Below are 12,654 nucleotides of genomic sequence, written 5' to 3' on the forward strand. Positions count from 1 at the left end.
TAGGCTCGACGGGTGCGTCTGGTCATCGCCCGCTGCTCCGTTCAGTACACGGGGCGCCTCAATGCTCACCTTCCGCTGGCTACTCGGCTGCTGGTGCACAAAGGCGACGGAAGTTTGCTCGTGCACTCCGACGGCGGGTCGTACAAGCCACTCAACTGGATGAGTCCGCCGTGCACGCTCACGGTCGAGACGCCCGAGGACGACCCGGATGTCGAGGAGCAGGTCGTCGAGCAGTGGCGGGTGACCCACGCGAAGTCGGGCGACACCCTCGTCGTGCGCATCTACGAGATGATCCACGACTCGTCGCACGAGCTCGGCGTCGACCCCGGTCTCATCAAGGACGGCGTCGAGGCCGACTTGCAGCGGCTGCTGGCCGAGCAGGTCGAGGTCATCGGCGAGGACCTGACGCTCGTCCGACGCGAGTTCCCGACCGCGATCGGCCCGGTCGACTTGCTGCTGCGCGATCCCGCGGGCGGCACGATCGCCGTCGAGGTCAAGCGCCGCGGCGACATCGACGGCGTCGAGCAGCTCACGCGCTACCTCGAGCTGCTCGGCCGTGACCCGCACCTCGCGCCCGTGTCGGGTGTGTTCGCCGCACAGGAGATCAAGCCGCAGGCGAAAGTGCTCGCTACAGACCGCGGCATCCGCTGTGTCACGCTCGACTACGACGCCATGAAGGGCATCGAGTCGGGCGCACCGCGCCTGTTCTGACGCGGCGCGCCCGCGACCACGAACCCGTCAGGAACCGAGCTTCGACAGCTCCTCGAACTCGTCGTCGGTCAGCTCGATCTCGGCGCCGCGGAGGTTGTCCTCGAGGTGCGCGACGCTCGAGGTGCCCGGGATCGGCAGCATGACCGGCGAGCGCTTGAGCAGCCACGCGAGCGCGATCTGGGCGGGGGATGCCTGCTTGCGCTCAGCGAGCTCGCTGAGCGGCGAGTCGGCACCGGTCAGGCCGCCGGTCGCGAGCGGGAACCACGGGATGAAGCCGATGCCCTGCTCCGTCGACCAGTCGAGCAGCTCCTCGGCATCCCGCTTCTGAAGGTTGTAGAGGTTCTGCACCGACACGATCGTCGCGATCTGCTGGGCGGCCTTGACCTCGTCGACGGTGACCTCGGAGAGTCCGATGTGGCGGATCTTGCCCTCGTCCTGCAGCTTCTTCAGCTCGCCGACCTGGTCCTCGAGGGGAACCTGCGGGTCGATGCGGTGCAGCTGGAAGAGGTCGATGCGGTCGAGTCCGAGGCGGCGGAGGCTCATCTCGGCCTCCTGGCGCAGGTACTCGGGGCGCCCGAGCGGCGGCCACTCGTTGGGCCCAGTGCGCGTGAGTCCGGCCTTCGTCGCGATCACGACGTCGTCGCCGTAGGGGTGCAGCGCCTCCTTGAGGAGCTCCTCGGCGACGTAGGGTCCGTACGAGTCGGCGGTGTCGAAGAAGTTCACGCCGAGCTCGACGGCGCGCTTGAGCACGCGGATCGCCTCGTCGTGATCCTTCGGCGGACCCCAGACGCCGGGGCCGGTGAGCTGCATCGTGCCGTAGCCGAGGCGGTTGACCTCGAGGTCGCCGCCGATGCGGAAGGTGCCGGAAGCGTGGGCTGAGGACGTGCTGGATGTCGTCATGAGGATGTCAGCGCGCGGGAGCCGCGAGACATTCCCGCCACCCGCATAGCCACCCCGCCGGGCCTCATGAGCGAGACCCATAATGGGGCGGTGCCGAAGATCACCGCTGCGACCGTCGCAGAACACCGCGTCGCTCAACACGGAGCCCTCCTCGCCTCGGCGAAGGCGATCATCGCCGAGGCCGGCGTCGCCGCCATCACCCCGCGTTCGGTCTGCGAGAGAGCAGGCCTGTCCCGGTCGAGCTTCTACGAGTACTTCCCCTCCAAGGACGACCTCCTCGCCGCGATCGCGATGCAGGCGTTCGAGGAGTGGGGGGCGGAGCTCGAGGCCGCGATGGATGCCGCCGGGCCGGGGCGTGATCGCTTGCACGCCTACGTCACCGCGACGATCCGGATGACGGCCGACGGCAAGCACACGCTCGCAACGGGGCTCCAGCAGACCGATATCTCGCCGAAGAACGTCGAGGCGATCATGGCGATGCACGACGCACTCACGGCGCCGTTGCGTCACCTCCTCGAGGAGCTGGGAATCCCGGATGCCGCAACCCGTGCGGCCCTCGTTCAGGGCGTCATCACCGCCGGCATGCAGCTCGTGGAGCACGGGGTCGACGCCGACGACGTGATCGCTGGCGTCATCGGGGTTCTCGATGGAGGCGTGCACGGCGCATGTGAACTTGTCCCTCGTAGGTGACAGCCTGTCGGCAAGACACTGCGACCGCGTGCTGGAGATGGCCGACGGCGCCCTCACGCCGTACTCCGTGTCATCGCGCACATAGGGTGGGACCTATGACCCGATCGCCGTTCTCCTGCGTGCTGTGGGACATCGACGGCACAGTCGTCGATGCGTCCGAAGGCATCCTCCGCCGCCTCACCATCACGCTCGAGCACTTCGGCCACCCCGCGCCGACGCGTGAGGAGCTCATCCACTGGATCGGTCCGCCGATGCACGAGTCGTTCCAGACGAACCTCGGGATGACGCCCGAGAAGGCGACCGAGGCGGTGTCGTTCTACCGCGTGCTCGGCAAGGCCGACGGTTACACGACCGGTGCTCGCCTCTATCCCGGCGTCGCCGACCTCATGGTCGAGCTGGATGAGGCCGGCGTGCCGCAGTCGACGGCGAGCTCGAAGCCCGAGATCCAGGTGCGGGCGCTCATGGAGCACTTCGGCCTCGCTCCGCGGCTGCGCGAGATCGTCGGGGCCACGAGCGACGAGAAGACGCTCAGCTCGAAGTCGGACATCGTGGCGGAGGCTCTCCGACGCCTGGCGGCCGACGGCATCGACGTGTCGCGACCCGTTCTCATCGGAGATCGCCACCACGACGTCGAGGGCGGCGCCGCGAACGACGTGCCCGTCATCTTCGTGTCGTGGGGCTTCAGCACCCCCGACGAGGCGAACGGCGCGATCGCCGTGGCGGCCGACATCGACGAGCTGCGTACGCAGCTGCTCCCTGCCGGCTGAGCGTCGGGGCACTCCCCCATTCGACGCCCGGGCTGCGTGCCAGAAATGCAGCGCCCGGGCGTCGACGGATCCCCCCGGATACGTCACGCGATGCGTGACGGGATAAGCGTACTGATCTTCGCCGCGCACCGATACCCATAAATGAGACGGATTTCATCCGCGTAGCGTGCCGGTGTGACTCATGTGGATCTCCGCCCCTTCGACGATGACGACGCGGATGCCGTCTTCGAGATGATGCGCGACCCGGATGCCGTCGCCCAGGCCGCGTTCACCGCCGACGACCCCTCCGACCGGGCAGCGTTCGACGCCTGGCTCGAGCGCCACCGCGCCGACGACCGGGTCTCGATGTTCGTCGTGACCGATGACGGCGGCTTCGCCGGCACCGCCGCGGCCTTCACCGTGGACGGAGACCGCGAGGTCACCTTCTGGATCACCCGCCATGCGCAGGGCCGCGGTGTCGCCTCCGCCGCGCTGCGACTTCTTGTCGCCCGCGAGGCCGAGCGTCCGCTCTACGCGCGGGTCGCCGCCGACAACGCGGCATCCATCGCCGTCCTCACCAAGAACGGCTTCAGCGAGATCCGGCGGCAGCGCGCCTACGCCCCCGCGCGTGGCGCCGAGATCGACGAACTCGTGTTCGCCCTCCCGCCCACGCTCGACGGGATCTGACCGAACTTCGCTACAGGCCACCAGCCCGGCTGGACTTCGAGAAGGACGCTGAAGTTCTCGCCTGCTGCTCTCGTGTTGTGGGCAGCGAGTCGGCGGCGGCAGCTTCGAAGAGCAGCTTCGAGAAGCTTGTGTGACCCGACATGATCTCGTTGGCCTGCGCTTGTAGGAGGCCTGCAGTCTCGGCTATCTCGTCGGCTGATGCGCCATCCAGAACCGCCTGAGCAAGAACGGCGCGGATGAGACCACGAAGGCGAACCGTGCGGGCAATACTTGTGGCCCCGGGTGATACTCACGCCGGGGCCACAAGTGATACGGGTCCCGGAAGTCAGAACTCGAAGACCTTCGTCAGCTCGTCCGATATGAGCACGGTGTGGGGGAGGTCCTTCAGTTCGTCTGGACCCACCTCGATACCGCGCACTCGCGCGGCTTCCGCGTACTCCTCCCACGGAAATGACTCGCCGTCCACTCCGTCAGCCCGAACGAGGTCGAGAACTTCATCGATCACGTCCTGCGCGGCGCTCTTCCAGCTCACGGGCCTCTCCCACCCGTGTTTGAACGAGCTCACCCCGCGATCCATGTCGAGGCGCACCATCGAGTCGTCCGACATCCGCAAGTACTGCGTGATCTTCATGCTCATGGTGGGCCGAGATCTACCGGTAAGGGGCTGGTCGAGTTCGCAGATGATGACCAGTCGCGTGACAGAAAGCTCTGACAACACGAAGGCTCGGCGTTGAGGTGCGCGATGGTACTCGTCGGCTGGGCGCAGAGGGACGTACCGGATCTGCTCGTCGTCCTCACTCATGCCGGCGAGCAGCTCAGATCCTTGGCCGGCCCATCGTCCCAACCAAACGGATCGTAGAAATCAGTGAGCGCCGTGTCGACACGGCCGCGCCAACCGGTGAGGTTGTTGTTCGCGCACGCCTTGTGCGGAGTGGCCCACCGCCCCGTTCCCGATCCTGGCTTCACACCCGGGGCGACGTCTGTCGCCTGGGTGATCCATGTACAACCGAACTGGCTGCAGCCCAGAGCTTGCAGTTCAACAGTGACCGTTCCCGTCGCTGGGCAGTCGCCACCATCCTTGACCCAGTACCCATGTACAGAGGCTTCGTTTTTCGTCACGTGCGGGTAATCGGCTTTTCCGCGCCAGTCGCAGCCCCACCAAGACCACAGAGGGGTGACGACGGGCTCGGTTGCGGCTGGCTCCGGGACATCTTCAGCATCAGCGTCGAAACCATAAAGTGCTTCCGCTTCCGCTACCGTGACGTACCGCAGCTCGGGATCGCTCGCGATCTGAGCCGCCACATCAGCCGGTGGTGCCGGTTCAACCTGCGCCGCGCTAGCAGCCCCCGGGACCGCCAGCATCATGGCAAGCGCCGACGCGACGACGAGGCCGAGCATTTTCGCGTTCCGCATTTTCTGTCCGTTCTTTAGGTGGAGCCCCCCTGCCGCATAGGACTCTGCCATCAGCCGGGTTCCACCGAAACCCCCCCTCAAGGCGGTGCCGCCGTCGCGAGCTACTAACTGCAGCTCAGGAGTTCGGGCTTCTTCATTCATCTGGACGATGACCGCCGGGGACTGCGGGTCCATGGCCCCAGGGCGCGAGGATCGCTTCTTCGATGAGATCGAGCCTCGGCGTATCGCGCAGCTGCTCATCGATGCCGACGAGCCCACCGGAAACGATCGTTTATGGCCGGCCATCGCCAGGTACTTGGTTCGCGCTGTGGAGCCCGCTGACCCGGCCGGCATCCCGGCCGCTACGCGTCCAGGGGGTAGACGCCTATCGAGAAACAATCGATCGTTTCTCGATACCTAGTGAAGGAGCGCGATATGAACCGGACCCTGATCGCCACCGCCAAGATCGTCTTCGCCGTACTTGCCCTCATCGGGCTCGCGCTCCAGCTCTTCATCATCCCCGCGAACGTCGCCGGCCTCGCCAGCGACTACGCGGAGGTCGCCAGCATCGAGCCCGTCATCATCGGGTGGGGAGCCTTCGTCATCGCCTGCGGTCAGGCAGCGGTCGTCGTCACGTGGCGCTTGCTCGATCTTGTGCGCGACGACAGCATCTTCACGACCGACGCCTTCACGTGGGTGCGCGCGCTGACGTGGTGCCCCGCCGCGATTGGGCTCAGCACCCTCGCGATGTTCGTGGTGCTCAACGCCGCGCACGTCACGCCGCCGGCGCTCATGCTCGGCATGCTGTCCGCGATCGGAGTCAGTGCCGCGGCGACATTGATCCTGGCCGTGCTGTTCACGCTGCTTCGGCAGTCCGCCTCCATGCGATACGACCTTGCGGAGGTCATCTGATGCCGATCGTCGTCGACATCGACCGGCTCATGGACGAACGCGGCATGACCGTCGCTGAGTTGTCCGCGGCGATAGGAATCACGCCAGCGAACCTTGCCGTGCTCAAGAACGGTCGTGCGAAGGCCGTCCGCTTCTCCACGCTCTCTGCGCTCTGTGAGGCGCTAGGCTGCCAGCCCGGCGACATACTCCGATACGACAACGCCCCAGCCGGCACGTAGGCTCGGGCACCCACCGGTGTTTTGCGTCCGGTCGCCGAACGCGCGGATGGCGAGATTCACCGGCGCTCGACGGGATCTGACGCGACAGTTCGGTGTCGGCGCGCCGGATACTGTTGCATGGATGGGAAGTACTCGGGCTGAGGCCGCATATCTGCGTGCGTTGTCGGCGTTCCGTACCCCCACGCTCGATCTGCTCCACGGCCGCTATGCGCCGTTCGTGGTCGCGACGCTCTCGCTCGTCTTCTCCGTCGACCGGCCGTCGGTCGAGATCTCGGACGCGCATGCCGAGGTCGCCGAGATCCTCGACGAGCTGCGGGGGGCCGGATACGACGAGGACGACCGCGCGCTCCCGGCCGGCACAGCCCGTGAGATCTGTCGCTACTGGGTGCGGGTGGGATGGCTCGTCCCCCAGATCGACGGCGACGTCGAGGTCTACCGGCTGACGGCCCACGCGGTGGGCGCGCTTGAGATCACCGGACGCACCACCGGCGGACGCACCCGGGTCTCCAACTCGCGTGTCCGCACCCTCCTCGAAGCGGTCGAACGACTCTCCGACCACGCCGAGACCGACCCGGAGGTGCGGTTGGCTCGCCTCATCCGCGAACGCGACGCGCTCGACGCCGAGATCGCGCGCCTCCAGGTCGGTGAGTCCGAGCCGATCGATGACGAGCAGCTCCTCGAAGAGGCCGAGAACGTGCTGCACCTGGCGCGTGAGCTGCCCGCCGACTTCACGCGCGTCGCGGAGTCGATCAAGGCCATGCAGCGCGATGTCGTCGCCGACCTCCGGCGCGATGTTCGGCCCACCGGAGAGGTGCTGCGCGAGTACCTGCAGCGCGGGCAGCACGTCATGCAGTCGACCCCCGAGGGCCGGGCGTTCGCCGGCGCGCTGCGGCTGATCGGCGACCCCGAGCGGATCGACAGCCTCACCGATCAGCTGCACGCCCTGGTCGCGCAGCCCTTCGCGCGCCTGATGGACGCCGAGCAGCGCGCCGAGCTCGATGCGATCTCGAGGCGCGTGGAGCTCGGCGTCGAAGAGGTGCTGACCGCGCAGCGCCGTGCGTCGCGGGTCATCACCGCGCAGGTGCGCACGCACGACCCCATCCGCGATCGCCACGTCGACGATCTGTTGCGCGATGTCATGGCCGGCCTCCAGGCCTGGACGCACAGCACGTCATCCGAGGCAACCGTCGAGATGATCCGCAGCCTGCCGACGGCCGACATCCGCCACCTGCGGCAGTCGACGACCGACATCCGCCCGCCGCGTGCGCCGGCACCGCTGACGGCATCCGACGAAGACCCGGAGATGCTGGATGCCGATACGCGGGCCTGGGGCGGTCCGCGCTATGCGGAGCTCGAGGCTCTCGTCGCCGGACTCGGCGAGGAGTTCGACTTGGGTGAGGCCTTCCTCGCCGCGGACGACGACGTCCGCCGCCCGGTCGACCTGGTGGGCCTTCTCGAGATCGCCCACCGCAACGGCATGCGCCAGGGCGAAGACCTTTCGGTGGTCGAGGCGCGTCGCCCCGACGGAACCACCCGGCGCTTCGCCTTCGGATCCGTGACCGCCCGCACCTCGAAGGAGTCCGACGATGACTGACACCGCCACCCTCGGCGCAGCCCAAGACGAGGCCCCGGGCGACGGCGCATTCGTCGAGCCCGCCGCGATGGAGGACGATCTCGGCGAGCTCTTCCCCGGCGATCGCGGAGTTCTCGATCCCGCGGTGCGCCGCGTGCTCGTCCACCTGCTGCAGCGGCGGTTCGTGCTCGCCGACCGCAACCGCGAGGAGTGGACAGCCCTCCTCGACAATCAGCAGCTCGTCGAATCGCGCCTCAACGACCTTTTCGTGCGGCTCGTGATCGACCACGACCGCGGGGTCGCGTACAAGCAGCAGGTGCGCTCGGACGAGCTCGATGTTCCGATCCTGCTTCGGGATGCCGCATACACGCGCTCCGAGACCCTCGTCCTCGTGCACCTGCGCACGGTGTACCAGCGGGAATCGGCGGCCGGTGAGCCGGCTGCCCGGGTCGACATCGAAGACGTCGAGCAGACCGTGATGAGCTACTTCGCGGATGCCGACGGCGACACCGCGAAGCGGCAGCGCCTCATCCGCAAAGCGATGGACCGGCTCGCCCGCGACGGCATCGTCGACGAGGAGACGACAGGCCGCTTCCGCATCAGTCCGCTCGTCGAGATCGTCCTCAGCGCCGAGAAGCTGCGGGAACTGCGCGATTGGCTACGCGACCGGTCGGGGGCGGACGACACGGGTGGCATCGCGGCCGGCGAAGACGAAGACGAAGAAGGCGACGACGAGCCTCAGGAGGAGGAGCTGTGACGATGCTCGAGACGCTGTTCGGGCTCATCCCGGCGGCATCCCGCGGCCAGCAGTGGCTCGCCGAAGACCTTCAGCTCATCAACTGGGGCGGCTACGAGGGCGCCCATCGCGTGCGCTTCTCCCTCGGTGCCACTCTTCTGTGCGGCGGCTCGGGGTCGGGCAAGTCGACGCTGATGGACGCCTACATCGCGCTCATGATGCCCCACACCACTCCCTTCAACGGCGCCTCGAACGGTGGCGTCACCGGGCGTCCTCGCGGCTCCGAGCAGCGCAACATCCTCTCCTACGGTCGCGGCAAGATCGACGAGTCGCGCACCGAGGACGGCACGAAGATGACCGTCCTCCGAGGCGACGGCGAAGACACCTGGACCGCCGTCTCGATGACGTGGATCGATCACGACGGGTCGCAGTTCACAGCGGTGCGAGCCTGGTACATCCCGGCCAGCGCGCGCGTGCTCGAAGACACCGTGCGCGTGCGGGCGACGACCGATCGGGCCTTCGACCTCCGCTCGCTCGAACCGGCCGCCGCGCAGCGGCTTTCCGATTCCGCCGTGCGCGACGCCGGTCTGGAGCCCGTCGGAACGGACCGCGAGTTCTCGGCCCGCCTGCACGCCGTCCTGGGCATCGGGGCAGCAGGGGCCGGGGCCAAGGCGATGAGCCTGCTCGCGCGCATCCAGGCGGGCCAGCAGATCACGACCGTCGACGACCTCTACAAGCGTCTCGTGCTCGAAGAGCCCGAGACGATGGAGACCGCCGACGCCGTCGTCGCGCACTTCGACGGACTCGAGAGCACGCGCATGCGCATGCTGACGGCTCGGCAGCAGGTCACCGCGCTCACGCCTATCCCGCAGCTGCGCGCCAAGATGGCCGCCGCCGCCGAGCGGGTGAACCTGATCGACGAGGTCGGCTCCTTCTCGGATGCCGGGTCGCTCGCCACGCTCTGGCGAGCGGACAGACGCCTCGGGATGCTGCGCGACGTCGAGACCGAGCTGCGCGAGCGCAAGACCGCGGCCGAGGTCACGCTGCGCGAGAAGCGTGCCCTCGCAGATGGCGCCGAGGCGGAGCGCGATGGCCTGATCGACGTGCTCCGGCTCTCCGGCGGGGATCGGCTGGCCACGGCGCAGCGCGAACTGCGCGAGGTGGAGCGGCGCCTCACCGACGTCCGGCGACACCGCGAGGTGCTCGACGCCGCCCTCCGCGGTCTGGGCGTCGAGATCTCGAACCGCGACGAGTTCACAGCGTTCATCTCCCGCGCGCGGGCCGAACTCGCCGACTCCGATGCGAAAGCGCGTGCTCGCTCCGCCTTCGCTGAAGCCGCGTCGGCGGCGAAAGCCGCGCGGATCGACGTCGCAGAACTGGAGGCGGAGGCTCAGCGCGTGGCCTCTCGCCACGGCAACATCCCACCCGCTCTGCACGAGTCGCGCGAGCGGCTCGCGGAGGCCGCCGGGCTCACGACAGCCGACCTTCCCTTCGTCGGCGAGCTCGTCGAAGTGCGCACCGAGTTCGAGCCGTGGCGAGAGGCGTTCAACCTCGCGCTCGGCGGCTTCGCGACCACGGTGCTGATCGACACCGCTCACCTGGGGCGCTTCCGGGCGGCGATCGAATCGGTCCACACCCCCGTGCGGTTGCGCTTCGAGGGCGTGCACGCAGGCATGGAGCCGGTCGCCAACCTCGACCCGCAGACCCTGCCCGGGCGCCTCGACTACCAGAGCTCGCCGTTCACCGGTTGGCTGCAGGAGCGGCTCGAAACCCGTCACGGATACGTCTGCGTCGATTCCAGCGCCGAGCTGCCGAAGCATCGCATGGCGCTCACGATCACCGGACAGGTCGCGCAGGGCAACCGCGGCGCGCACGGTGGCCACGGTCGCGAGAACGTCCTCGGGTTCTCGAACGAGCGACGCCGGCACGACGTGGCGCGTCTCATCGACGACGCTCGCCGCCGTCTCGACGACGCCCTGCGGGAGCGGAAGGTCGCCGAGACCGAGCTCGACACGGTCGACTCGCGCCTTGCTGTGTACGCCAAGATCACTGACCTGACCTGGGAAGAGGTCGACGTCGAGGCGGTCACCGCGGAACGAGAGCGCTGGATCGGCGTGCAGAGCGACGTCACGGCCGCCAACCCCGAGATCGCCGATGTGCAGCGACGGATCTCCGACATCAAGGACCGGATCTCACACCTGCGCGACGAGATCGCCCGCGTGTCGATCGAGCGTGATCAGATCGAGGCGCAGTGGGCCGAGGTGATCGACGACGTCGATTCGGATCAGTCCGTGCTCGACGACGCCGAGCGGGCGGAGCGCACTCTCACCGCCGCACAGTCCGCGTTCCTCGACGAGCGATTCCATCTCGATGGGCCGACCTCGGACGCCAGCCCGTCCGAGGCGCTGAACCGCTTCTCCGCCGCCCTCGCGACGGCTGCGCAGCGCCTCGCAGAGGACCGGCGGGCGGCCGTCGATGCCCTCGACGAGAGCCGTGAGGGCCTGCGACGCATCATGGCGAGCTTCCTCGAGCGGTGGCCGAATCCGAACCTGCTGCCCGACCCCGACACCTCGATCGACGACTTCGAACGCGCTCTCCAGGCCCTCGAGACCAGTGGGCTGCATGAGCTGGAGGCGGAGTGGCGCGACAGCCTGCTCAAGCTATCGGGCAACGACCTCACGAACCTCGACTCGACGCTCAGCCGGTCGATCCGCGAGATCCGTGATCGCATCGACCCGATCAACCGCATCATGCAGGACCTCCCGTTCTACGACGACGACCACCGCCTGCAGATCACCACGCGCGAGAACCAGTCCGAGCCTCGCCGGCGCTTCCGGCGCGAGCTGCGCGAGGTGCGCGGGCTGATCGAGAACGCCACGACGGATGATGAGCGCGAGCACGCCTACCGCCGGATGTCGCGCCTCATCGGGCACATGCGGCGGTCGGCACCCGATTTCGGCGACCTCATCGACGTCCGCAACCACGTTCGCGTGAGCGCCGAGCGGGTGGATGCCGTGACGAAGGAGCACGTCGCGCTGTACGACCACATCGGCGAGAAGTCCGGCGGCGAGTCGCAGGAGCTCATCGCGTTCATCGTCGGCGCGGCCCTGCGCTACCAGCTCGGCGACGCCAGCGCCGAACGACCTCGCTACGCGCCCGTGTTCATGGACGAAGCCCTCATCAAGGCCGATGCGCACTTCACCAAGCGTGCGATCGGAGCATGGCGCGGACTCGGCTTCCAGCTCGTGATCGGCGCGCCGAACGACAAGTACAGCGCGATCGAACCGCACGTCGACGTCGAGTACGACATCCTCAAGGACACGCGCGGTCGCTCCTGGGCTAAGCCGAAGGTCGCCCTGGAGGCCCCGGCGTCCTGACGGCGCGCAGTCCCGGGCATGCGGATCAGACGACCCGTGTCTATATGCGATCGCTCTCCCCCGTCGCTCGCCGAAAGCTCGGGATGACGTCGAAGTCTGACCAGAGGGCCTTCTCTACGACTGTGAACAGTCGCTCGCCCTGCTCCAGCCACTCGCTGCGGTGCTCGTCGGAACGCCACGCTGTCGGGAAGACGTAACCCACCTCGAACCGTTCCTGCCAAAGCATGAGGTCTCGGACCACGTCCTCGGGGAGGCGACGAGCGATGTCTTCCACGGCACCGCTGCTCTCCGGCCAGAGCGACAAGATACAGCCGTAGTCGGGCTCCATTTGACCGCCGGTACCCCGCCAGCTTCTCGGCGACGCGAGCGATCGAGAGCTTCCTGATCGGTCGCGAAGTCGGGCACGATGACTTCCAGCCACGTCTGCGGATCGACGATCGTCCTCTGCATGCCCATGGGGTGATGCTACGAGCCCTCGGTCGCCCTCCCCCGCATCGAGCGGGCTCATCGACATCGAGTCCGGTCAAGCCCGCCAGACCCATACGAACGCCGAAGGCCTCCGCCGGTTTCCCGGTCGGAGGCCTTCGTCTCACTGTGCGCGAGGGGGGACTTGAACCCCCACGCCCTTGCGGGCACTGGCACCTGAAGCCAGCGCGTCTACCTATTCCGCCACTCGCGCGAGAACGTGTTTCCACGAACTCAACTTCCCGAG

The 12,654-nt window shown here is 67.9% G+C and carries 13 protein-coding genes and 1 tRNA gene; 9 read left to right on the plus strand and 5 right to left on the minus strand.

Features of this window, described 5'->3' with window-relative positions:
* Positions 1-12: 12 nt before the first annotated feature.
* Entirely contained in the window at positions 13-711 is a 699-nt protein-coding gene (gene nucS, locus CBF90_RS01495) for an endonuclease NucS (RefSeq protein WP_064955272.1), read from the plus strand.
* Positions 712-738: 27 nt separating this feature from the next.
* Here the strand turns inward: nucS and CBF90_RS01500 are convergent, their stop codons facing one another.
* A complete protein-coding gene (locus CBF90_RS01500) occupies positions 739-1,611 on the minus strand; it encodes an aldo/keto reductase (RefSeq protein WP_023953381.1) in 873 nt (290 codons plus the stop codon).
* A gap of 90 nt (positions 1,612-1,701) precedes the next feature.
* On the opposite strand from CBF90_RS01500, the gene CBF90_RS01505 reads away from it, so the two are divergent.
* From CBF90_RS01505 to CBF90_RS01515, 3 genes are all read left to right on the plus strand, one after another.
* Positions 1,702-2,301 (plus strand): TetR/AcrR family transcriptional regulator, encoded by a 600-nt coding sequence (locus tag CBF90_RS01505; protein ID WP_064955274.1) that lies wholly within the window; start codon positions 1,702-1,704, stop codon positions 2,299-2,301.
* 95 nt (positions 2,302-2,396) lie between these two features.
* Positions 2,397-3,068 (plus strand): HAD hydrolase-like protein, encoded by a 672-nt coding sequence (locus tag CBF90_RS01510; RefSeq protein ID WP_064955275.1) that lies wholly within the window; start codon positions 2,397-2,399, stop codon positions 3,066-3,068.
* A gap of 174 nt (positions 3,069-3,242) precedes the next feature.
* On the plus strand, positions 3,243-3,734 hold the full coding sequence (locus tag CBF90_RS01515) for a GNAT family N-acetyltransferase (RefSeq protein ID WP_083990456.1): 492 nt from the start codon (positions 3,243-3,245) through the stop codon (positions 3,732-3,734).
* A gap of 325 nt (positions 3,735-4,059) precedes the next feature.
* Here CBF90_RS01515 and CBF90_RS01520 read toward each other — a convergent pair whose 3' ends face one another.
* On the minus strand, positions 4,060-4,536 hold the full coding sequence (locus CBF90_RS01520; protein WP_023953388.1) for a peptide ABC transporter permease: 477 nt from the start codon (positions 4,534-4,536) through the stop codon (positions 4,060-4,062).
* Positions 4,533-5,321, minus strand: a complete 789-nt coding sequence (locus CBF90_RS18155; protein ID WP_137749715.1) for a hypothetical protein — start codon at positions 5,319-5,321, stop codon at positions 4,533-4,535. The genes CBF90_RS01520 and CBF90_RS18155 overlap by 4 nt, the downstream gene beginning before the upstream one ends.
* A 240-nt stretch (positions 5,322-5,561) precedes the next feature.
* Here CBF90_RS18155 and CBF90_RS01525 point away from each other — a divergent pair, with 240 nt between their 5' ends.
* The 5 genes from CBF90_RS01525 (at position 5,562) to CBF90_RS01545 (ending at position 11,942) form a co-directional block, all read left to right on the plus strand.
* The gene (locus CBF90_RS01525; protein WP_141097111.1) at positions 5,562-6,038 is read left to right on the plus strand and encodes a DUF2975 domain-containing protein; all 477 of its coding nucleotides are present in this window, start codon (positions 5,562-5,564) and stop codon (positions 6,036-6,038) included.
* Positions 6,038-6,256: a helix-turn-helix transcriptional regulator gene (locus CBF90_RS01530; RefSeq protein WP_071918818.1), complete on the plus strand. Its 219-nt coding sequence runs from the start codon at positions 6,038-6,040 to the stop codon at positions 6,254-6,256. The genes CBF90_RS01525 and CBF90_RS01530 overlap by 1 nt, the downstream gene beginning before the upstream one ends.
* Before the next feature lie 121 nt (positions 6,257-6,377).
* Positions 6,378-7,850 carry a DUF3375 domain-containing protein gene (locus tag CBF90_RS01535; protein WP_088379731.1) on the plus strand — a complete coding sequence of 491 codons (1,473 nt, stop codon included), beginning with the start codon at positions 6,378-6,380 and terminating at the stop codon, positions 7,848-7,850.
* Positions 7,843-8,586, plus strand: a complete 744-nt coding sequence (locus CBF90_RS01540; protein ID WP_023953396.1) for a DUF4194 domain-containing protein — start codon at positions 7,843-7,845, stop codon at positions 8,584-8,586. Before CBF90_RS01535 ends, CBF90_RS01540 begins: the two co-directional genes overlap by 8 nt.
* Complete coding sequence (locus CBF90_RS01545; RefSeq protein WP_088379732.1) at positions 8,583-11,942, plus strand: ATP-binding protein; 3,360 nt, start codon at positions 8,583-8,585, stop codon at positions 11,940-11,942. Before CBF90_RS01540 ends, CBF90_RS01545 begins: the two co-directional genes overlap by 4 nt.
* 40 nt (positions 11,943-11,982) lie before the next feature.
* Here the strand turns inward: CBF90_RS01545 and CBF90_RS01550 are convergent, their stop codons facing one another.
* Together CBF90_RS01550 and CBF90_RS01555 are read right to left on the minus strand one after the other, a co-directional pair.
* Complete coding sequence (locus tag CBF90_RS01550; protein WP_088379733.1) at positions 11,983-12,270, minus strand: hypothetical protein; 288 nt, start codon at positions 12,268-12,270, stop codon at positions 11,983-11,985.
* Positions 12,271-12,537: 267 nt separating this feature from the next.
* Positions 12,538-12,621, minus strand: a tRNA-Leu gene (locus tag CBF90_RS01555).
* Positions 12,622-12,654: the final 33 nt, after the last annotated feature.

The organism is Microbacterium sp. AISO3 (assembly GCF_002204305.1).
GTDB lineage: Bacteria > Actinomycetota > Actinomycetes > Actinomycetales > Microbacteriaceae > Microbacterium > Microbacterium arborescens.

Excerpts from the sequence above, each read along its gene's own strand:
- CBF90_RS18155 (WP_137749715.1), bottom strand. The coding sequence starts at position 5,321 with ATGGACCCGCAGTCCCCGGCGGTCATCGTCCAGATGAATGAAGAAGCC.
- CBF90_RS01525 (WP_141097111.1), top strand. The coding sequence starts at position 5,562 with ATGAACCGGACCCTGATCGCCACCGCCAAGATCGTCTTCGCCGTACTT.
- CBF90_RS01550 (WP_088379733.1), bottom strand. The coding sequence starts at position 12,270 with ATGGAGCCCGACTACGGCTGTATCTTGTCGCTCTGGCCGGAGAGCAGC.
- CBF90_RS01500 (WP_023953381.1), bottom strand. The coding sequence starts at position 1,611 with ATGACGACATCCAGCACGTCCTCAGCCCACGCTTCCGGCACCTTCCGC.
- CBF90_RS01510 (WP_064955275.1), top strand. The coding sequence starts at position 2,397 with ATGACCCGATCGCCGTTCTCCTGCGTGCTGTGGGACATCGACGGCACA.
- CBF90_RS01535 (WP_088379731.1), top strand. The coding sequence starts at position 6,378 with ATGGGAAGTACTCGGGCTGAGGCCGCATATCTGCGTGCGTTGTCGGCG.
- CBF90_RS01530 (WP_071918818.1), top strand. The coding sequence starts at position 6,038 with ATGCCGATCGTCGTCGACATCGACCGGCTCATGGACGAACGCGGCATG.
- CBF90_RS01540 (WP_023953396.1), top strand. The coding sequence starts at position 7,843 with ATGACTGACACCGCCACCCTCGGCGCAGCCCAAGACGAGGCCCCGGGC.
- CBF90_RS01520 (WP_023953388.1), bottom strand. The coding sequence starts at position 4,536 with ATGAGTGAGGACGACGAGCAGATCCGGTACGTCCCTCTGCGCCCAGCC.